Origin of the sequence: Massilia soli (assembly GCF_016809835.1) — a bacterium.
GTDB classification, from domain to species: domain Bacteria; phylum Pseudomonadota; class Gammaproteobacteria; order Burkholderiales; family Burkholderiaceae_D; genus Telluria_A; species Telluria_A soli.
The window spans coordinates 258989-279025 of the sequence record NZ_JAFBIL020000002.1 but is presented as its reverse complement, the minus strand read 5'-3'; the positions used below and the strand labels follow the sequence as shown (position 1 = coordinate 279025).

Annotated in this window: 12 protein-coding genes and 1 other RNA gene; 7 read left to right on the top strand and 6 right to left on the bottom strand. The window is 63.2% G+C overall.

The annotated features are described in order from the left end of the window. Positions 1 to 6: 6 nt before the first annotated feature. The 3 genes from pheA to gyrA form a co-directional block, all read right to left on the bottom strand. Positions 7 to 1077 carry a prephenate dehydratase gene (pheA, locus tag I4X03_RS05730; protein ID WP_223467017.1) on the bottom strand — a complete coding sequence of 357 codons (1071 nt, stop codon included), beginning with the start codon at positions 1075 to 1077 and terminating at the stop codon, positions 7 to 9. A 114-nt stretch (positions 1078 to 1191) separates the two neighbouring features. After that, a complete protein-coding gene (gene serC, locus I4X03_RS05725) occupies positions 1192 to 2280 on the bottom strand; it encodes a 3-phosphoserine/phosphohydroxythreonine transaminase (RefSeq protein WP_223467006.1) in 1089 nt (362 codons plus the stop codon). 227 nt (positions 2281 to 2507) lie between these two features. Beyond that, positions 2508 to 5174, bottom strand: coding sequence for a DNA gyrase subunit A (gene gyrA / locus I4X03_RS05720; protein WP_223467003.1), 2667 nt, complete (start codon positions 5172 to 5174; stop codon positions 2508 to 2510). A 349-nt stretch (positions 5175 to 5523) separates the two neighbouring features. Here gyrA and ompA point away from each other — a divergent pair, with 349 nt between their 5' ends. The 4 genes from ompA to I4X03_RS05700 all read left to right on the top strand — a co-directional run bounded on the left by ompA (position 5524) and on the right by I4X03_RS05700 (position 8621). Next, positions 5524 to 6237 carry an outer membrane protein OmpA gene (ompA, locus tag I4X03_RS05715; RefSeq protein ID WP_223467001.1) on the top strand — a complete coding sequence of 238 codons (714 nt, stop codon included), beginning with the start codon at positions 5524 to 5526 and terminating at the stop codon, positions 6235 to 6237. Positions 6238 to 6510: 273 nt separating this feature from the next. Then, entirely contained in the window at positions 6511 to 7206 is a 696-nt protein-coding gene (ubiG, locus tag I4X03_RS05710; protein WP_223466999.1) for a bifunctional 2-polyprenyl-6-hydroxyphenol methylase/3-demethylubiquinol 3-O-methyltransferase UbiG, read from the top strand. Between the two features lie 20 nt (positions 7207 to 7226). Then, positions 7227 to 7928 carry an HAD family hydrolase gene (locus I4X03_RS05705; protein ID WP_223466989.1) on the top strand — a complete coding sequence of 234 codons (702 nt, stop codon included), beginning with the start codon at positions 7227 to 7229 and terminating at the stop codon, positions 7926 to 7928. 117 nt (positions 7929 to 8045) lie between these two features. Continuing rightward, positions 8046 to 8621, top strand: coding sequence for a glycine zipper 2TM domain-containing protein (locus tag I4X03_RS05700; RefSeq protein ID WP_223466988.1), 576 nt, complete (start codon positions 8046 to 8048; stop codon positions 8619 to 8621). 20 nt (positions 8622 to 8641) lie between these two features. On the opposite strand, the gene I4X03_RS05695 is transcribed toward I4X03_RS05700, so the two are convergent. Next, positions 8642 to 9496 (bottom strand): class I SAM-dependent methyltransferase, encoded by an 855-nt coding sequence (locus I4X03_RS05695; RefSeq protein WP_223466986.1) that lies wholly within the window; start codon positions 9494 to 9496, stop codon positions 8642 to 8644. 182 nt (positions 9497 to 9678) lie between these two features. Here I4X03_RS05695 and ssrA point away from each other — a divergent pair. Both ssrA and I4X03_RS05685 read left to right on the top strand, forming a co-directional pair. Continuing rightward, positions 9679 to 10038: a transfer-messenger RNA gene (ssrA, locus tag I4X03_RS05690) on the top strand. A gap of 706 nt (positions 10039 to 10744) precedes the next feature. Next, positions 10745 to 14545, top strand: coding sequence for an ATP-binding protein (locus tag I4X03_RS05685; RefSeq protein ID WP_223466984.1), 3801 nt, complete (start codon positions 10745 to 10747; stop codon positions 14543 to 14545). A 414-nt stretch (positions 14546 to 14959) separates the two neighbouring features. On the opposite strand, the gene I4X03_RS05680 is transcribed toward I4X03_RS05685, so the two are convergent. Together I4X03_RS05680 and I4X03_RS05675 are read right to left on the bottom strand one after the other, a co-directional pair. After that, positions 14960 to 17191: a hybrid sensor histidine kinase/response regulator gene (locus I4X03_RS05680; RefSeq protein ID WP_223466980.1), complete on the bottom strand. Its 2232-nt coding sequence runs from the start codon at positions 17189 to 17191 to the stop codon at positions 14960 to 14962. A gap of 5 nt (positions 17192 to 17196) precedes the next feature. Continuing rightward, complete coding sequence (locus I4X03_RS05675; RefSeq protein WP_223466971.1) at positions 17197 to 18351, bottom strand: pyridoxal phosphate-dependent aminotransferase; 1155 nt, start codon at positions 18349 to 18351, stop codon at positions 17197 to 17199. 183 nt (positions 18352 to 18534) lie between these two features. On the opposite strand from I4X03_RS05675, the gene I4X03_RS05670 reads away from it, so the two are divergent. Further along, positions 18535 to 20028: a DUF4331 domain-containing protein gene (locus I4X03_RS05670; RefSeq protein ID WP_223466968.1), complete on the top strand. Its 1494-nt coding sequence runs from the start codon at positions 18535 to 18537 to the stop codon at positions 20026 to 20028. The last annotated feature ends 9 nt before the right edge of the window (positions 20029 to 20037 follow it).

Sequence of the window (20037 nt, the reverse complement as noted above, 5' to 3'; positions counted from 1 at the left end):
AAGTGGTTAGAGGCTGAGCGGGTACGATCCCAGCACTTTGAAGAATGCAGCGTTATCTTTCAGTTCGACCAGCGCGCGCGCGACCGCCGAGTCCTGCTCGTGGCCTTCGATGTCGACATAGAAGTAGTATTCCCAGGTGCCGATGCGCGCCGGTCGCGACTCGAAGCGCGTCATCGACACGCCGTGCGTGGCCAGCGGCGCCAGCAGGTTATACACCGCGCCCGCCTTGTTCGGCACCGCCAGCACCAGCGAGGTCTGGTCCTGGCCCGATGGATTGGTGTGCAGCTGGCCGATGACGGCAAAGCGGGTGCGGTTGTGCGGGTCGTCCTGGATGTGGCCAGCCACGACCGCCAGGCCGTACTGCTGGCCCGCCATCTCGCTGGCGATCGCCGCGATCGACGGGTCCTTGCTGGCCATGACGGCCGCTTCGGCGTTCGAGGCGACGGCGCGCCGTTCGAGATGCGGATAGTGCTGGTTCAGGTACACCTGGCACTGGGCCAGCGCCTGTGAATGCGCGCAGACGACAGCGACACCGTCCATGCTGCCGGTTTTGGTCATCAGGCTGTGATGGACCGCGATGGCCACTTCGCCGCTGATGACGGTGGTGGTGGCCAGCATCAGGTCGAGGGTGCGGTTGATCGCGCCTTCGGAGGAATTCTCTACCGGAACCACGCCGAAATCGGCGGTGCCGGCTTCGGTGGCGCGGAACACTTCATCGATCGACACGCACGGCAGGCCTTCGACCGCGCGGCCGAACTGCTGGTACACGGCCTGCTCGCTGAATGTGCCGGCCGGGCCCAGGTATGCCACCGTGACGCGCCGTTCGAGCGAGCGGCACGCCGACATGATCTCGCGGAAGATGGTCTGGATCTCGGGATCCTTCAGCGGCCCCGCGTTGCGGTCGGCGACGCCGCGCAGCACCTGCGCTTCGCGCTCGGGCCGGAACACCGGCGCGTTGGTTTCCGCCTTGACGTGGCCGACGTCCTGCGCCAGCCGCGCGCGGCGCGACAGCAGGTCGAGGATCTGCACATCGATGGCGTCGATCTGTTCGCGAAGGGGTTTTAGTTTGTCTGTCATCGTCTGCCACTACGGTAACGTCGTTCCCGTGAAAACGGGAACCCATACTGAGCATGCCAAGTATAGGTTCCCGCCCGCGCGGGAACGACGGTGAATTATGCGTCGCCGCCTATTCTAACGGCCGGCGAACTCGTTCAAATAATCGACCAGGGATTGCACCCCGTCGATCGACATCGCGTTGTAGATCGACGCCCGCATACCGCCGACGGACTTGTGGCCCTTCAGTTGCAGCAGCCCGCGCGCTTTGGCGCCGGCCAGGAATTGTTCGTTCAGTGATTCGTCGCGCAGGTAAAACGGCACGTTCATGCGCGAGCGGCAGTCTTGCGCCACGCGGTTCTGGTAAAAGTCGTCGGCATCGAGCGCAGCGTACAGCAGCTCGGCCTTGGCGATATTGCGCTTTTCGATCTCCGCGACGCCGCCCTGGCGCTTCAGGTGAGCGAACACCAGTCCCGCGATGTAGATGCCGTAGGTTGGCGGCGTGTTGTACATCGAATCGGCGTCGGCCACCAGCTTCCAGTCGAACGCCGAAGGGCAGATCGGCAGCGCGTGGCCGATCAGGTCCTCGCGCACGATGGCCAGGGTCAGGCCGGCCGGGCCGATGTTCTTTTGCGCGCCCGCGAAAATGACACCGTATTTGGACACGTCGATCACGCGCGACAAAATGTGCGACGACATGTCGGCGACGATCGGCGTGTCGCCCTGCACCGTCGGCACGAAGTTGAATTCGACGCCGTCGATGGTTTCGTTGGTGCAGATGTGCAGGTATGAGGCGTCGCGCGTCAGCTTCCAGCTTTCCTGGTGCGGCACCGAAGTAAATTGTCCCGCTTCGGCCGATGCCGCGACATTAACGTTCGCGTAGCGCGCCGCTTCCTTGATCGACTTGCCCGACCAGCTGCCGGTGTGGACGAAGTCGATCGTCGCTGGCTGCGCATTGCGTCCGACCATGTTCATCGGGATGACCGCGTTCTGAGCCAGTCCGCCGCCTTGCAGGAACAGGATACGGTAGTTGTCGGGGACGTTGAGCAGCTCGCGCAGGTCGTGCACCGCTTGCTGGTAGATCGAGATGAACTCGGGACCGCGGTGACTCATCTCCATGACCGACATGCCGCTGCCATGCCAGTCCAGCATTTCGTCAGCGGCTTGCTGCAGCACTTCCTTCGGCAGAACGGCCGGGCCGGCGGAGAAGTTGAAGATCTGGGTCACTGACGGGTCCTCTGTAGGTTGAACAGGTAGATTTTCGCATGAAATCGCCAAGGCGGTCGAATGAACGGCCAGCTGCGACCAGCGTCGTTCCCGCGAAAGCGGGAACCCAAGCTGCGCGCGCATGCAAATGACGTATGGGTTCCCGCCTTCGCGGGAACGACGGGCAATAAAAAAGCCAGGCGTCTCACCTCGCGGCGAGAACAGCCTGGCCTTTCCAAGCACCGTGCTTACTCGGCGGCGTCGCTCGAATCGGTCGAGTCGGCGGCGTCAGCCGAACCGCTGGAATTCTCCGGCGACAGCTCGACTTCTTCCAGGTCGGTTTCAACCACGCGCTGCAGGCCCGACAGCTTGGTGCCGTCTTCCACCGCGATCAGGGTCACGCCCTGGGTAGCGCGGCCCATCTCGCGGATCTCGGCGACACGGGTGCGGATCAACACACCACCGGTCGTGATCAGCATGATCTCGTCGGTTGGCTCGACCAGGGTCGCGGCGACGACCCGGCCGTTACGCTCGCTGGTCTGGATCGCGATCATGCCCTTGGTGCCGCGGCCGTGGCGGGTGTACTCGGTGATCGGAGTACGTTTGCCGAAGCCGTTCTCGGTTGCGGTGAGCACCGACTGCTGCTCGTTTTCGGCCACCAGCAGCGCGATCACGTTCTGGCCATCTTCCAGGTTCATGCCGCGCACGCCGCGCGCGGTACGGCCCATCGGACGCACGTCGTTCTCGTCGAAGCGCACTGCCTTGCCTGCGTCTGAGAACAGCATCACGTCATGCTTGCCATCGGTAAGTGCGGCGCCGATCAGGAAGTCGCCGTCATCCAGGTCGACCGCGATGATGCCGGCCTTGCGCGGATTGGAGAAGTCCTTCAGCGGCGTCTTCTTGACGGTGCCAAGGCTGGTCGACATGAAGACATAGTGATCTTCAGGGAAGACGCGGTTCTCGCCCGACAGCGGCAGCACCACGGTGATCTTCTCGTTGTCCTGCAGCGGGAACATGTTCACGATCGGCTTGCCGCGCGAATTGCGCGAGCCTTGCGGCACTTCCCATACCTTCAGCCAGTACATGCGGCCGCGGTTCGAGAAGCACAGGATGTAGTCGTGGGTGTTGGCGATGAACAGCTGGTCGATCCAGTCCTCGTCCTTGGTCATCATCGCCTGCTTGCCGCGGCCACCGCGCTTCTGCGCGCGGTACTCGGTAATCGGCGTCGACTTCATGTAGCCGGTGTGCGACAAGGTCACGACCATGTCCTGCGGCGTGATCAGGTCTTCGGTTTCCAGGTCGGTGGCATTGTGCTCGATGACGGAGCGGCGCGCATCCTTGCCGTTGGCCGTGTACTCGTTGACGATCTGGCCCATCTCGTCGGTGATGATGGCGGTGACGCGCTCTGGACGTGCCAGGATATCGAGCAGGTCGGCGATGTGCGACATCACTTCCTTGTACTCGTTGACGATCTTGTCCTGCTCAAGGCCGGTCAGGCGCTGGAGGCGCATCTGCAGGATCTCTTGCGCCTGTTCGTCCGACAGCTTGTACAAGCCGTCCTGCTGCATGCCGTAGTGCTTCGGCAGGTGCTCGGGACGGAACGCCTCGATACCGCCGGCCGCGCCGGTCTCGGTACGGCTGAGCATCTCGCGTACCAGCGACGAATCCCAGGCGCGCTGCATCAGTTCGGTCTTCGCGATCGGCGGCGAAGGCGCAGCCTTGATGATGGCGATGAAGTCGTCGATGTTCGCCAGCGCCACCGCCAGGCCTTCCAGCATGTGGCCGCGCTCGCGTGCCTTGCGCAGCTCGAACACGGTGCGGCGCGTGACCACTTCGCGGCGGTGCTGCAGGAAGCACACCAGCATTTGCTTGAGGTTCAGCAGTTTCGGCTGGCCGTCGACCAGCGCCACCATGTTCATGCCGAAGGTGTCTTGCAACTGGGTCTGCTTGTACAGGTTGTTGAGCACAACCTCAGGAACTTCGCCGCGCTTCAATTCGATTACCACGCGCATGCCCGACTTGTCGGACTCGTCGCGGATATCGGAAATACCTTCGAGCTTCTTGTCGCGCACGTTCTCGGCGATACGCTCCAGCAGCGACTTCTTGTTGACCTGGTACGGCAGTTCGTCGACGATGATCGCGATGCGGCCGCCGTCCTTGCCGTACTCTTCGAAGTGGGTCTTGGCGCGCATGACAACGCGGCCACGCCCGGTGCGGTAGCCATCGCGCACGCCCGATACGCCGTAGATGATGCCGGCGGTCGGGAAGTCAGGCGCCGGAATCAGTTCGATCAGTTCGTCGATCGAGCAGTCAGGGTTATTCAGTACGTACAGCGCGCCCTTGATCACTTCCGACAGGTTGTGCGGAGGGATGTTGGTCGCCATGCCGACCGCGATACCGGACGAGCCGTTGATCAGCAGGTTCGGAATGCGGGTAGGCAGGACGGTCGGCTCTTTTTCCTTGCCGTCGTAATTGGGCTGGAAATCGACCGTGTCCTTGTCGATATCGGCCAGCACTTCGCTGGCGATCTTGTCGAGGCGGCACTCGGTGTAACGCATCGCCGCGGCGCCGTCGCCGTCGATCGAACCGAAGTTGCCCTGGCCATCGACCAGCGTGTAACGCAGCGAAAAGTCCTGCGCCATGCGCACCAGCGTGTCGTAAATCGACGCATCGCCGTGCGGGTGGTACTTACCCATCGTTTCGCCGACCACGCGCGCGCACTTGACGTACGGGCGGTTGTGCACATTGTTCATCTCGTGCATGGCAAACAAGACGCGGCGGTGCACCGGCTTGAGACCGTCACGCACATCCGGCAAGGCGCGCCCCACGATCACGCTCATCGCGTAATCGAGGTAACTCTTGCGCATCTCTTCTTCGAGGGAAATAGGGATTGTTTCTTTGGCGAATTGATCCATTGGCGGGTCGACTGCTCTCAGGCTTTGTTGATGGGTGGTCGCGAAACTGCACGGAACGTGGCAGACAAGCGTGGGATTTTAGCATGCGCCGTATAGTGGCAGCGCAATTGCTTCCCTTCGCCTTGCGCAGCACATTTTGATGACCGCATGATGAAATTGTGCCGTTCAAGCAATATGTTGCACGAAAACAACGTGGCTGGCAATTGCGTGGGAGTTTGATTTAACGCTGTTCGTGCTATTTGTGCGTATGTGGCAAAATGGCCGAGAAGTTAATTGCATGTTTCACAATGAAGACGAACAGTTGCGCAGAAATCGCTGCGGAGACAACCCCCGAAAGGAAGACCATAAAATGAAGAAAATTACGCTCATGCTTGCCGCCTTTGCAGCGATTGCGGGTAGTGCATTCGCGCAGTCCTCGCCTCCGTTCGCTCCAATCACCACCGACATCAAGGCCAAGACGCCTCACAGCGCCTACGTTCAGGACTCCCGCGGCGTCATCGTCCGCAACCCGTTCGGCCTGTGCTGGCGCACTGGCTACTGGACCCCGGCCGACGCGGTGCCAGGCTGCGACCTGCCGATCTGCGTCGAGCCGGAAAAGCTCGAAAATGGCAAATGCGTAGCACCGCCGCCACCACCGGCACCAGCGCCGGTTGAGCCAACCCCTGCGCCAACGCCTGCACCAGTGCCAGTACCGACCACTGAAAAAGTATCGTACGCCGCTGATGCGTTCTTCGATTTCGACAAGGCCGTGCTCAAGCCAGCTGGCAAGGCATCGCTCGACGAGCTGACCACCAAGCTCGAAGGCATGAACCTGGAAGTCATCATCGCCGTCGGCCACACCGACTCGATCGGCACTGACGCGTACAACGAAAAGCTGGCGATGCGCCGTGCTGAATCGGTCAAGGCTTACCTGCGCGGCAAGGGTATCGATGCAAACCGCATCTACACCGAAGGCAAGGGCGAGAAGCAGCCAGTTGCAGACAACAAGACCTCCGCCGGCCGCGCCAAGAACCGCCGCGTAGAGATCGAAGTTGTGGGCACCCGCACCACCACGACGAACTAAGCCTCACCGGCCTGACCAGACCCCGCTTCGGCGGGGTTTTTTTATGGCTCTACCAACGTTAAGTGTGGAAAGCAGCGTTGCCACCACAACGACGTACCCGCGCAGGCGGGCACCCATACGCAGCAGGCTGCGGCCGCGAGAATCAGGTCCACCATTCGCTCGCAGTATGGGTTCCCGCCTACGCGGGAACGACGCTCTTCACGTAGCAGTGACATCATCTTTTTTTATGCACCCGTCCGTCGCGTGCGCAATTTTCCCGCTATTATTCCCGCTATGAATGCAGACCCACACGAAATCCAGAAATTCAGCGAGCTCGCCCACCGCTGGTGGGACCCGACGTCCGAGTTCCGCCCGCTGCACGAGATCAACCCACTGCGCCTTGAATGGATCAATGCGCGCGCGCCCCTGCGCGGCAAGAAAGTGATCGACATCGGCTGCGGCGGCGGCATCCTGGCAGAATCGATGGCGCGCAAGGGCGCCGACGTCACCGGCATCGACCTGTCCGAGAAAGCCCTGAAGGTCGCCGACCTGCACAGCCTCGAATCGGAAGTGAGCGTGCGCTACAAGCACATCGCCGCCGAAGAGATGGCGGCGCAGGAACCGGGCCAGTACGACGTCGTCACCTGCATGGAAATGCTGGAGCACGTCCCTGACCCGTCATCGATCGTGCGCGCCGCGGCCGCCCTGGTGAAGCCAGGCGGGCTGGTATTTTTCTCGACCCTGAACCGGAACCCGAAGGCCTACCTGTTCGCGGTGGTCGGCGCGGAATACCTGCTGCGCATGCTCCCCAAGGGCACCCACGACTACGCCAAATTCATCACGCCGGCCGAACTGTCGCAGTTCGTGCGCGAAGCGGGCATGCACGTTGACGCCTTCAAGGGCCTCAGCTACAACCCGCTCACCAAGATCTACGCGCTGAACCAGGACACCGACGTCAACTACATGGTTGCCTGCAGCCGTCCGCTGTAAAAATCCACCCTTTTTATTCCATGACTCGCACTCCAACGCAGGCACCGCGTGCCGTTCTGTTTGACCTCGACGGCACCCTGGCCGACACCGCGCCCGACCTGGCGGCGGCGGTCAATTACCTGCGCAAGGTGCGCGGCCTGGAGCCGACGCCCTACGCTATCCTGCGTCCGACGGCGTCCGCTGGCGCGCGCGGCATGATCGGCGCGGCGTTCGGCCTGACGCCGGCCGACGACGGCTACGAAGCGCTGCGTCTTGAATGGTTCGACCGCTACCAGTCCGCGATGGCGGTGGAAAGCACGCTGTTCGACGGCGTGCCTGAACTGCTTGAAGCACTGACTGCGGCGGGCATTGCATGGGGCATCGTCACCAACAAGCCAGCGCGCTTTACCGATCCGCTGATTCCGCAGATTGGCCTGGCCCACGCTGGCTGCATCGTGTCGGGCGACACGACCCCGCATTCGAAGCCGCACCCGGCGCCGCTGTTCGAAGGCGCGAACCGCCTTGCTATCGCGCCAGAGCAATGCTGGTACGTTGGCGACGACCTGCGCGACATCGAAGCTGGCCGCGCGGCCGGCATGGTGACGGTGGCATGCGCATGGGGCTACTGCGGTGCGCACGAACCACTCAGCTGGGGCGCCGACTACCTGGTTGAAACGCCGCTCGACCTGCTGCGCGCGATCCAGGCGATCGGCGCGGTACAGGTCAACGCAATGGTCGCCTGAATCCCCCGGGGGCTGGCTTACACATCCTTACGATTGATACAGCCGCACGTCTATCCCTGAACCGGCAAGGCCCTTAATCTACTCCTGCACGACACACCAACGTTACAGGAGCAGACCATGGAATCAATCAAAACCGCGACTCGCATTCACCCGCTGATGGCAGCGGCGGCTTTGTCCGTCATCACCGTCAGCATCGCCGGCACCGCGGCCATCACTGGCCTGCTGCCAACCTCCAAGGCCAACGCGCCGCTCGCCGCGACCGCGCCGCTGGTGCAGGCCAACGCCTTGCAAATGCCAGCCAACGCGGTTCCGGTTGCGTACTACGCCGCGCCGATCGCCGCCGCGCCAGCGCCGCTGCCGATGGCCGTCAAGCCTGCGGCGCCGTTGCGCCTGGCCGCCTACGACGAAGAGCCTGCGCCGAAACCACGGCCGAAGCCGCGTCCACGTCCGCAGGTAAAGGAAGTTCATCACCATCACGTGGCACGCAACGACGCGCCGACCTACCAGGCGCCTGCAGTGCAGCCAGCCCCAAAGCAGCCTAACTACGTGGGCATCGGCGCCGGTGCGGTGATCGGTGGCCTGCTCGGCAACCAGGTCGGCGGCGGCAACGGCAAGAAGCTCGCCACGCTGGCCGGCATCATCGGCGGCGGCATGATCGGCAACGAGATCCAGAACCGCAACAGCAACCGCTAAGCTGCGGCCAGCGGCGCCGGTCAGCGTTTGCGGAACATGCAGACCACGGCGTCGCTTGGGAACATGCTCAGGACCGGAATCGCGCAGACAATGGATACGTACTGCGCCCACAGGATCGCCCGGTTGGACTGGCCGGTAAAGCGCAGCCGCTCCATCAAGCCGCGCATGCGCAGGGCAGGCAGCTCGAAAAAGTGAACCGGGAAGAAACCGCTGCTGCTCACCAGCCGGCTCAGGTTACGGTGATTGAAATAGTGGACGTGCGGTGACGGCAGTCCCTTCTGCCACAGGCGCTCGAACGGGCCGCGCACGCCAAGCCGCGCAAGCACGGACGCCAGCCTGTAGAAAAATCCGCGGCTGCTGGGCAGGTTCAGGATCAGCAGTCCATCCGGCGTCAACCGCTCGCGGCACGCTGCCAGGGCAGCATGAATATCCGTGATGTGTTCGATCACGTCGTTGAACACGATGACATCGAAGGCCTCGCCCTCCTCCAGCACGCCGGGAAAAAACCCTGCCCGCACCGGCAGCCCTTTCGCCATCGCCTGTTCGCTCAGCGCCGCATCGGGCTCGATACCCAGAACGTGTTTGAACTGGCCGCGCGCGGCTTCGAGGAACCAGCCGTGCGCGCATCCCACATCGAGGATCGCATTGGCGCCGGCCGGCGCGAAGTGGATGGTCTCGTCGAGGATAGCCTCGAAATTTTCGACCCGCAGCGCGCGCAACGCCGTCTCGCGGTCCCCTTCGTCAAGCCCGGCGTGCGTGTTCCGTTCATTGATACCGGCGGCCAGGTCGGCGCTCTCATAGTCGCAATAACGGCAGGTGGTATGCCACGGCGCCAGGCCGTTCGACGTCATGCTTCCGCACACTATGCAGTTCATCGCTACTCCCGCCGGGAAGCCAGATTTGGGGCGAACCATTCGCTGAATCGGCTACGCAAGCGGTAGAGAATAGATTTTTAGTGGTTTTCGGGGTTATCTGGCATCAATAGATCAGACGGAACTTGTAAGTGTCTGTAGCAAACCGGCGCTGAGACGTGGAGTTTGCTACAATGCTGACTGTAGGGGGCGACCTGGTTTCGACGTGGGTTGCAAAGCAGAGCAGGGCATACCGAGGGCGGGCTACCTCGTAAATACAACCTGAAAAACTTAACTGCAAACGATAACTCGTACGCACTCGCAGCTTAATTGCTGCTAGCTCTAGAACACCTCGTCCCTGGGGTGGGCCGTCAAAAGCTCTAGAGTCATTTACAGGGACTCGTCTTGAACTGGGTTACTTAGTTCCGGACTAAATAATAGGTAACTCGCTTGTACACAGCGTGCACGTCCGCGTTGTACCGGTTAAATTAAATGGCAGTGCTAAGTATGTAGAACTGTCTGTAGAGTGCTTGCGGACGCGGGTTCGATTCCCGCCGCCTCCACCAAGTATGCTAAAAAACCGCCGATGGCGGTTTTTTTTCGTTTGCGCCAACGGGCGGCGGGACTCGAACCCGCGTCGCGGGGGATTTTCGGGGTTTCGCCGAGCACCGCTCGGCGCCGGGAATCCGCCTTTCGCTTGCAAGCGGTGGAGCAGGGAATTGGCGCGGCATGCCGCGCCCCTGCGGAACGGGTCTGCCTTGCAAGGCAGACCTCCTTGGCAAGGCAAGGCTCTCCGATTCATCTGACTAGGGGAAATCGCTGTGCGATTTCTTGCCTTCCGCCTCCCCTGCCTTTCCTTAAATCGCCGAAGGCGATTTCACTTCCAAAAACTTAACCAACTGCATCAACGCATATCACAACCCCTGGTTCAACTCCCAGAACCACAATTCCTTCGCTAACCAAAAGCACGACATGCCGCAGGGTGCGGACGCCAGCAGCGAAATACACGACATCGATGTCGAGCCTAGCACGGCGAACAGTTAGGATTGCTTTACCAAGTGGTGGATAGCTTTCAAGGATCCACGCTGCTCATCGTCCAGTACCGCTCACGGCAGTGATGTGGGGAAGATCGAGAAAGGGACGTGGTCGCTCCGGCATTGCTACCGAGCCGATGTACGTTAGTCGGCACTGACCCCAGCCCTGTTTCCGTGAACACTGACTTATGTCTTAAAATAACGTATTGTGCATAGTCGCACCACCACCCTACTTCCGATGCCCCAGTCCACCGCGCAGCAAATCACCCACTCAGACGTCAACTGGTTGTCCGGTGGCGGTGAAATGGCGGCGCTGATCGGAACCATCGACTGGTCGCAGACGCCGCTCGGTCCCCTGCACGCGTGGCCGCAGAGCCTGCGTACCTCGGTGAGCCTGTGCTTGTCGTCGACCTTTCCCATCCTGGTGGCCTGGGGTCCGGAATACATCCAGATCTACAACGATGCCTACCGCCCTATTTGTGGCGGCAAGCATCCAGCCTCGATGGGCGAACCCTTCAAGGTATGCTGGGCAACGGCCCTGCCTGTCGTCGGCGACAAGTTCGACCGCGCCCAGCAAGGCGAAGGCACCTATATCAAAGACCAGCGCATGTTTCTGGATCGCTACGGCTATTTGGAAGAAGCGTTCATGACCTTTTCCTTTTCGCCGATCCGCGACGAATCGGGCGAGGTCGGCGGTATCTTCCATCCGATCACGGAGACGACCGCGCAGGTACTGAACGCGCGCCGCACACAAACCCTGCGCGACCTCGGCGCCGCTATCGATGGCGCCCGCACGGTGGAGCAGATCGGCCACCAGCTCGGCACGCTCGGCATGGACATGACGCTGGACCTCCCGTTCCTGCTGTTCTACCAGCTCGATGCGGATACGGGGACGCTGCACCTGCGCGGCAAAGCCGGGATTGAAGCAGACCATCCACTGGCGAGCCCCTCGCTCACGCTGGACGACGCCTGCTGGCCATTCGCAAGCGCCGCCAGCACGCGCGAGGCGCAGCGCGTGGACGGCTTGGCCGGCCGGCTGGGCACCCCCTGCGGTCCCTATGAAGAGCCACCGTCGACAGCACTGGTGCTGCCACTAATCATGCCAGGACAGCAACAACCGTGTGGCTTCGTGGTCGCCGGCGCCAGCGCGCGCCGGGCGCTGGACGCCGACTATCTCAATTTCTATACCCTGCTGGGCGCCGCCCTCAGCACGGCGATCAACAATGTGACGGCCTACGCGCAAGAGCAGCGCCGGGCCGAAGAACTGGCACGCATCGACCGCGCCAAGACGACGTTCTTCTCGAACGTTTCGCACGAATTTCGCACGCCGCTGACCCTGATCCTCGGGCCGCTCGACGACGCGCTGGCGTCCGACGGCCTGGCCCCCGCGCAGCGGCGCCACATTGAGACGACGCACCGCAACGCCCTGCGGCTGCTCAAGCTGGTCAATTCGCTGCTCGATTTTTCGCGCATCGAGGCCGGCCGCGTGCAGGCGCTCTACGCGCAGGTCGACCTTGCGCGGCTGTCCACCGACATCGCCAGTGTGTTCGAATCGGCGATGGCCAAGGGCGGCCTGCGCTACACGCTCGACCTGCAGCCGCTCTCGCAGCCGGCCTGGGTGGACCGCGACATGTGGGAAAAGATCATGCTCAACCTGCTGTCGAACGCGTTCAAATTCACGCTCTCGGGCGGCGTCACGGTGACTCTGCGCGAGCACGACGGCATGGCGCGCCTGTCCGTGCGCGACACCGGCAGCGGCATCGCCGAAGCTGAACTGCCGCGCGTGTTCGAGCGCTTTCACCGCATCGAAGGCGCGCCGGGTCGCAGCCTGGAAGGCAGCGGTATCGGCCTGGCGCTGATCCAGGAGCTGGTGCGCCTGCACGGCGGCACCATCACCGCGCGCAGCGTGGTCGGCGCCGGGTCCGAGTTCATCGTCGACATCCCGCTGGGCCATGCCCACCTGCCCGCCGAGCGCATCGCCGCTGGCGGGGCCGACGCGCCGCGCCTGAGCGCCGCCTTCGTGGAAGAAGCGATGCGCTGGCTGCCGGACGCGGACGATGGGCGCCCCAGGCCCGCCCCGCGCGAGGCCGACTCGCCCCTGCAGCCGGAAGCGGTGCGCCCGCGTATCCTGATCGCGGACGACAACAGCGATATGCGCGGCTATCTGAAATCGTTGCTCGAACCGCACGCAGACGTGACGGTGTGCGGCGATGGCGAAGCGGCCTTCGCGCACCTGCTGGCCGATATGCCGGACCTGCTGCTTAGCGACGTAATGATGCCGATCCTGGACGGCTTCAGCCTGATCGCGCGCATCCGCGCGACCGACACGCTGCGCCAGTTGCCGATCATGCTGCTGTCCGCCCGCGCCGGCGAGGAAGCCAAGGTCGAAGGCTTGCAGGCCGGCGCCGACGATTACCTGGTCAAGCCGTTTTCGACCAGCGAGCTGCTGGCGCGCGTGCGCCGCCAGATTGTGCTCGGCCGCACCCGCCTGCAGCAGCAGCGCGAGACCGCCAACCGCAGCGCCTATGTACGCTCGCTGATCGACGCTTCACCGGCCACGCTGTGGACGACCGACGTTGACGGCCAGTGCACCTACCTGAGCCAGCGCTGGTACGAGTACACGGGACGCACGCCGGAGCAGGACCTGGGCACCGGCTGGCTGGAGAACCTGCATCCGGACGACCTGGCGCGCTGCACCGCGATCTTCCTGCAGGCGACTGGCGACCGGGTGCCGTTTTCGATGGATTACCGGCTGCGGCGCCGCGACGGCGAGTATCGCTGGGCGGTCGATACCGGCATGCCGCACGTGGACGAGGCAGGACGCCCCGACGGCTATGTCGGCACCGTGATCGACATCCACGACCGCATTTTGCTGCAGGAAGAGCAGCGCCGCCTGACCCACGAGTTGACCGAGAAGAACCGGCTGCAGGGCGAGTTCCTGTTCACCCTGGCCCACGAACTGCGCAACCCCCTTGCGCCGATCCGGGCCGGCCTGGAAGTGATGCGCACCGCCCCCACCGCCCAGGCTGCGGCCCATATCCAGAACGTGATGCGGCGCCAGGTCGACCACATGGTGCACCTGGTCGACGACTTGCTCGACATGGCCCGGCTCACGGAAGGCAAGGTCACGCTCAAGCGCGCCGGGGTGCCGCTCGCGGACGTGGTCAAGGATGCGGTCGACATGAGCATGCCGCTGATCGAGGCCGCGCGCCACCGTCTGACCGTGCAGCTGCCAAGCGCGCCCGTGGTGCTGCACATCGACCGCCACCGCATTGCCCAGGTGCTGAGCAACCTGATCAATAATGCGGCCAAGTACACGCCGGCAAGCGGGCATATCGAGGTGGCCGCGCACCGGCAGCAGGGCGAACTGGCCATCACCGTCACCGACAATGGCATCGGCATCGATGAGGAATTGCTGCCCGTCGTGTTCGACATGTATGCGCAAGCACCGGCCGGCCAGGGCATGGCCCAGGGTGGACTGGGCGTCGGGCTCAATCTTGTACGGCGGTTGGTACAGCTGCATGAAGGGCGGGTCAGCGCCGAGAGCGGCGGCGCCGGCCAGGGCAGCCGCTTTACCGTGTGGCTGCCCTTGCCGCTGCAAGGCGAGGAACTCGCGCCGCAGCCGGAAGCGGCGGCCGCCCCGGCAGCGCCAGCGCCGGGGCAACGTGGCTTGCGCATCCTGGTGGTGGACGACAATGTCGACGCGGCCGACGTGCTCGCCTCGCTGCTGGAATTTGGCGGCCACGATGTGACCGTGGTACACGATGGCGCCTCGGCGCTGGCCAGCGTGGCAGCCGATCCGCCGCAGGTCGTCTTCCTCGACATCGGCTTGCCCGACATGAGCGGTTACGATGCGGCGCCGATCCTGCGCAATATGCACGGGATGGGAGACTTGACGCTGGTCGCACTGACCGGGTGGGGCGCGGAATCGGACAAGCTGCGCTCGACCGCGGCGGGCTTCGATCACCATCTGACCAAACCGGCCGATTTTGCCCAGGTCAGCGCGCTGCTCGACGCGGTGGCGGCCCGCCTGGGCTAGGCGTACCTTAATCACCGGGCGCGGCGCGACCCGGTCGTGACGGTGCCGCCCTCGATGCCGCTACGCTTCTTGATCCAATTGGCGCTTTGCAGAGCGGTTTTGCGCAACACCGTTCAACGCCGCGCGCCGATCGAATCTTGGCGACTCCTGAATGTCGCGACACGAATCGCTCGCCAGCCAAGCGCCGTTTTAGAAGCTATAGCCACAACGAAATCGGCAATGCAGGCCAGCGTCGCCCCTGCGCAGGCAGGGGCGACGCTAAGTCTTGCATTCCAAGTCTCAATATCGCGATTTCTGTGAGCGCCCCGAACCCGATGATGCGATGGCATTGTCAACAAGATTATTCCGGGCAGCAGCGCGCCTTCGCGGGAACGACGCGGAGGGCGATGAGGCCCTGTCACGTAGCCGAGCCCCTCACTTAGCCGCAGTCAGCAACTCCCTCAGTGCCGCGATATCCACCGGCTTCACAAAATAATGATCGAACCCCGCCGCCAGCGACCGATCGCGATCCTCGACCCGGCCATACCCGCTGATGGCGATCATCACCGCGGACGCCGCCTCGGGCAGGCTACGCAGCCTGCCAACCAGCTCGTTTCCATCAAGATCCGGCAACCCGATATCGAGCAGACAAAATGCCGGCGGCTTCTCGCACGCGGCCAGCAGCCCCTGCTCGCCGGTATAGGCAACGGTCACGTCGAATCCTGAAGCCTCAAGGTACATCGACAACATGTGCGCCGCATCCTTGTTATCGTCAACCACCAGGCACCGCGCGCCCGCAGGGATCGGCGCAATCACCGCACCGGCTTCACCTTCGCGCCGCACCACATCGCCGGCCACGCGTGGCAGTTCAAGCGTCAAGGTACTGCCATGCCCCAAGCCATCGCTCTCGGCGGTCACGGTACCGCCATGCAAGCCAACCAGCTTCTTCACCAGCGCCAGGCCAAGGCCCAGGCCGCCATCGGAACGGTCCGACGCGCGCTCGCCCTGCGCGAACAAGTCGAACGCCCGTGCCAGCAAGTCAGGCGCCATGCCGATGCCGTTGTCAGTCACCGCGAGCAACACCAGATCCTTGGTGCATCCCACATTGAGATTGATCCGTCCGCCAACCGGCGTGTACTTCGCCGCGTTGTTCAGCAAATTCGCCACCACCTGCACCAGCCGTTTGCGGTCACCGCTCACGCGGCAAGGTTCCGGCGAGATATCGAGGGTCAGCTGTTGTGTCTTGCGCGCAATCAGCGGTCCCACCTGCTCCACGGCGTCGTTGACGATATCGCCAAGCTCCAGCGTTTCGTTATGCAACTCGATAAAGCCCCGATTGACGCGCGACACGTCCAGCAAATCGTCAATCAAGCGCGTCATGTGCTCGGCCTGCCGCGCGATGATCAGCGCCGCCTGCGCCGTCGACGTGTCGGCCGTCGCCGAGCGCTTCAGGATCTCCGCGCCGGCCGAAATCGGCGCCAGCGGATTGCGCAGCTCATGCGCGAGCATGGCCAGGAATTCATCCTTGCGCCGATCCGCCGCCTTCAGCGCGGCTTCGCTCTCATCGCGCTGGGCATCCTTGCGCTGCAGCGCTTCGGCCATCTCGTCGAGCGAGCGCGCCAGCTCGCTGATTTCTTCATTCCCGTAACGCATGCCAGTGCGCGTGGCCAGCGAACCGGACGCGATCAGGTTCGCGGTCACGGCAAGCCTGCGCATGCGCTGGACAATCAGGATATTCCCGCCGAACCAGGCAGCCAGGCCCGCCAGCAACACGGTGGTGATCAAGCCGATAATCACGAATCGCTGGTCCTGCTCGGCGGATGCAAGGAAATCATTTTCCGGAACACCGATCAGCACCCGATAATCGCTGAGCTCGCCCTGCCCGACGCCAGCCGACGCATACAGCCGCTCGACGCCGTCGAAGTCGCGCACGATCACCGGCGCGCGGCCGCTGCGCGCCACCTGATGCAGCGTCGGCGTGGTTTTCTTGCCCAGCCATTCGGCAGAGTCAGGCCGCCGCGAGATCACGGTCCCCTGGTCGTCCAGGGTCCACAGCAGCGTACCCGGAGGCAGCTTCACATCGGCGACAAATTTGTCGAGCTCGGTCAAGTCGAGCGCCGCGAACAGCACCCCGACGACTTGCCCGCGCTTAATCACCGGATAGGTCAGGTTGATCGTATGCTTCTGGATGACGCGCCCGAACACATAGCGGCTGGCGATAAAGCCCCGCTCGGTCACCGCGCGCTTGAAATGCAGGCGGTCGCCCAGGTTCACCGGCGCGGCCAGCGGCACCGCGCTGCAGCTGACGTTGCCGTTCATTTCGATCAGGCCGAAGTTGGTATAGATCGTATTCTTGGAAAGAATATCGGCCAGTAACTCATTGCACTTGTCGGTGTCGGTGGTGATGTCCGACACGCTCGACAAGTCGCGCAGGATCTGGCGCGCCCCCGCCAGCGACTGCGCCTCGTTCGCAGCCGCCAGGTTGGCGAGGCGCTGCAGGTTCTGGCGCGCATTCACCAGCGCGTTCTCGCGCTCCTGGATGCCGGCGGCCACCGTCATTGCCACCATCGGCGCAATCGCCAGGCCGACGAGCAACAGGAGCCGCCAGCGCAGGCTATTCAGCCGCGCCGTATCGAACCCTGGGAAAGACCATCGTGAACGCGCCATTGTGCTTACCTGTTGTTCTGTTTCATCTGCGGTCCGAAGGCGATAATCGCTGCCAGGCCTTTGCGCAAGGTGGCAATGTCATCGGAAATGAATCCCATGCGAATGAAGCCTGGCATGCCCAGCGCATCGCCCGGCATGATGGCGACGTGCTTTTCCGTCAGCAGACTTTCGGCAAACGCGACGGTATCGCACCCGAGCGCGGTCACGTCAACCCAGATATAAGGGCCCGACTCCGGACTGCGCACCCTCATCCAGGGCACCGGCGACAGCATATCCATCACCAGCGCGCAGCGCGCCCGGTAGTCGCTCACAAGGCGATGCGGCTCGCCCGAGAAGAACGCCGCCTCGCAGGCAACCTGCGTCAGCGCCGACGGCGCCGCCGTGATCGGGCCTTGCAGTGTTTCCATCGCGCTCACCACGTCGGCAGGCCCGACCGCGAAGCCGCAGCGCCAACCCATCATGGCGTAGCTTTGCGACGCCGAGAACAAGGTCACGATGCCGAGCTCGCGCCAGCGCGCACTGCTCGACAGGCTGTGGTGGCTCTTCTCGTACAGCAGCTTTTCGTAGCTCTCGTCAACAATTGCAGCGCAACCGGTGCGCGCGAGCCAGCTTTCCAGCGCATCGAGTTCGTCGCGCGTGAACACCTTGCCGGTTGGATTGTGCGGGTTGTTCAAGATGAGCAAGCGGGCCGGCGGCAATGCGTCCAGCACGGCGCCGGTCAACACCTCCGGCAGGTCGACCAGCACCACTTCCAGCCCCAGCAGCCGTGACGTGGCGAGATAGGCCGGCCAGTAGGGGCGGAAAACAATGACGCTGTCGCCCGGATCGGTCATCGCATACATCGCCTCGTACAGCGCCTGCTTGGCGCCATTGGTCACGATGATTTCGCTCGGCCGCGCATCGACAGAATTCTCGGTACTTAGTTTCTCCGCAAGGCGTACGCGCAAGCCATGCGCGCCGCCCACAGCGGTATAGGGCAACACCGTCCTGAGCGCCATCTCGGACACCGCATCGCGCACCGATTCCGGCGCGGCGAAATGAGAGATGGCGATCGAGAAGTCGATCACTTCCTGGCCCATCAGCTTCATCTGGTCGACCCGCCCGTGCATTGCGGTGGTGGCAAGCGGGGCTGCGGAGGCGATTCGTTTGGATATGCGCATACCGATTTTTTTTGAATGGCGATCCTTATTTTACTTGGGAAACATTATCCGGTGCGCGCGGTCGATGCCTGCGCAACCTCCCTGCAACAACTTATAAAAAAATACCTGAATGGGTGAATCTGATTGTCAACTTCTCACGTACAAGCCCTTGCACACGCACATAAACCTATTGGGGGAGATAACATGTCACACATAATCAAGCAGTCCTTGCGGGCGATGCTGGCCGGGGTAGCGCTGGCCGCCATCGCGGCGCCGAATGCGATGGCATCGAGCCACCGCGAAGCGCCCTTCATCACCAAGAGTCCGAAGATTGACGCGACCGACTTTTACATGTTCCGCAGCTACGAAGCGGGCCGCTCGCAGTTCGTCACCCTGATCGCCAACTACATTCCGCTGCAGGATCCAGGCGCGGGCCCGAACTATTTCCAGATGGACCCCGACGCGCTGTATGAGATCCACGTCGACAATAACGGCGACGCAAAAGAAGACCTGACGTTCCAGTTCCGCTTTACCAACACCGGCAAAGACGCGCAGTTCACCATCGGCGGCAAGAAAGTGTCGATTCCGCTGGTGATCAACGGCGGGCCGATCTCCGACGTCAACGCCGCTGGCACCAACGTGCGCGAGACCTACACCGTCAACGTGGTGCGCGGCGACCGCCGTTCGGGCGCCCGCACCGCAGTTACCAATGCCACCGGCGGCACGACCACCTTCGACAAGCCGATCGATAACATCGGCAAGAAGTCGATCCCCGACTACGCCGGCTACGCGGCCAAGCACGTCTACGCGGTCAATATCCCGGGCTGCTCGACTCCTGCGCGCATGTTCGTCGGCCAGCGCAAGGATCCGTTCGTAGTCAATCTTGGCGAGACCTTCGACCTGATCAACATCAAGGCACCTGCTGTCGAATTCCTGGCCAACGCCGAACGCAACGCGCGCGACGACCTCGCTGGCAAAAACGTCACCTCGATCGAGCTTGAAGTAGCCGCATCGTGCCTGACCGCCGGCGCCGACCCGGTGATCGGCGGATGGACCACCGCCAGCATGCGCCAGGGCCGCCTGCTGAACCCGACCCCAGGCGCCAACGCGCCTTCGAAAGAAGGCGGCGCATGGACCCAGGTCTCGCGCCTCGGCATGCCACTGGTGAACGAAGTCGTTATCGGCCTGAAGGACAAGGACAAGTTCAACGCCAGCAAACCATCGGGCGATGGCCAGTTTGCCGACTACGTCACCAACCCGACGCTGCCTGCGCTGGTTGAAGTGCTGTACGGCGCCGCCGGCGCCAAGGCGCCGACCAACTTCCCGCGTAACGACCTGATTGCCGCCTTCCTCACCGGCGTCAAGGGCGTCAACCAGCCGGCCACCGTCACGCCTGCAGAAATGCTGCGCCTGAACACCTCGATCGCCGCGACCGCGGTCGGTTCGCAGAAGCGCCTTGGCGTGATCGATGGCGACAACGCCGGCTTCCCGAACGGCCGCCGCCCTGGCGACGACGTGGTCGACATCGCACTGCGCGTCGTCATGGGCAAGCTGTGCACGCTGAACCTGGGCTGCGTACCTGCCGACGCACCGGCCGGCGCGATTCGCTTTACCGACGGCGCCTACCTTGATGAGACCTTCTTCACCGCGGGCTTCCCTTACCTGAAAACGCCGCTGGCTGGCTCGCCGCAGCAATAAGGAGATCGC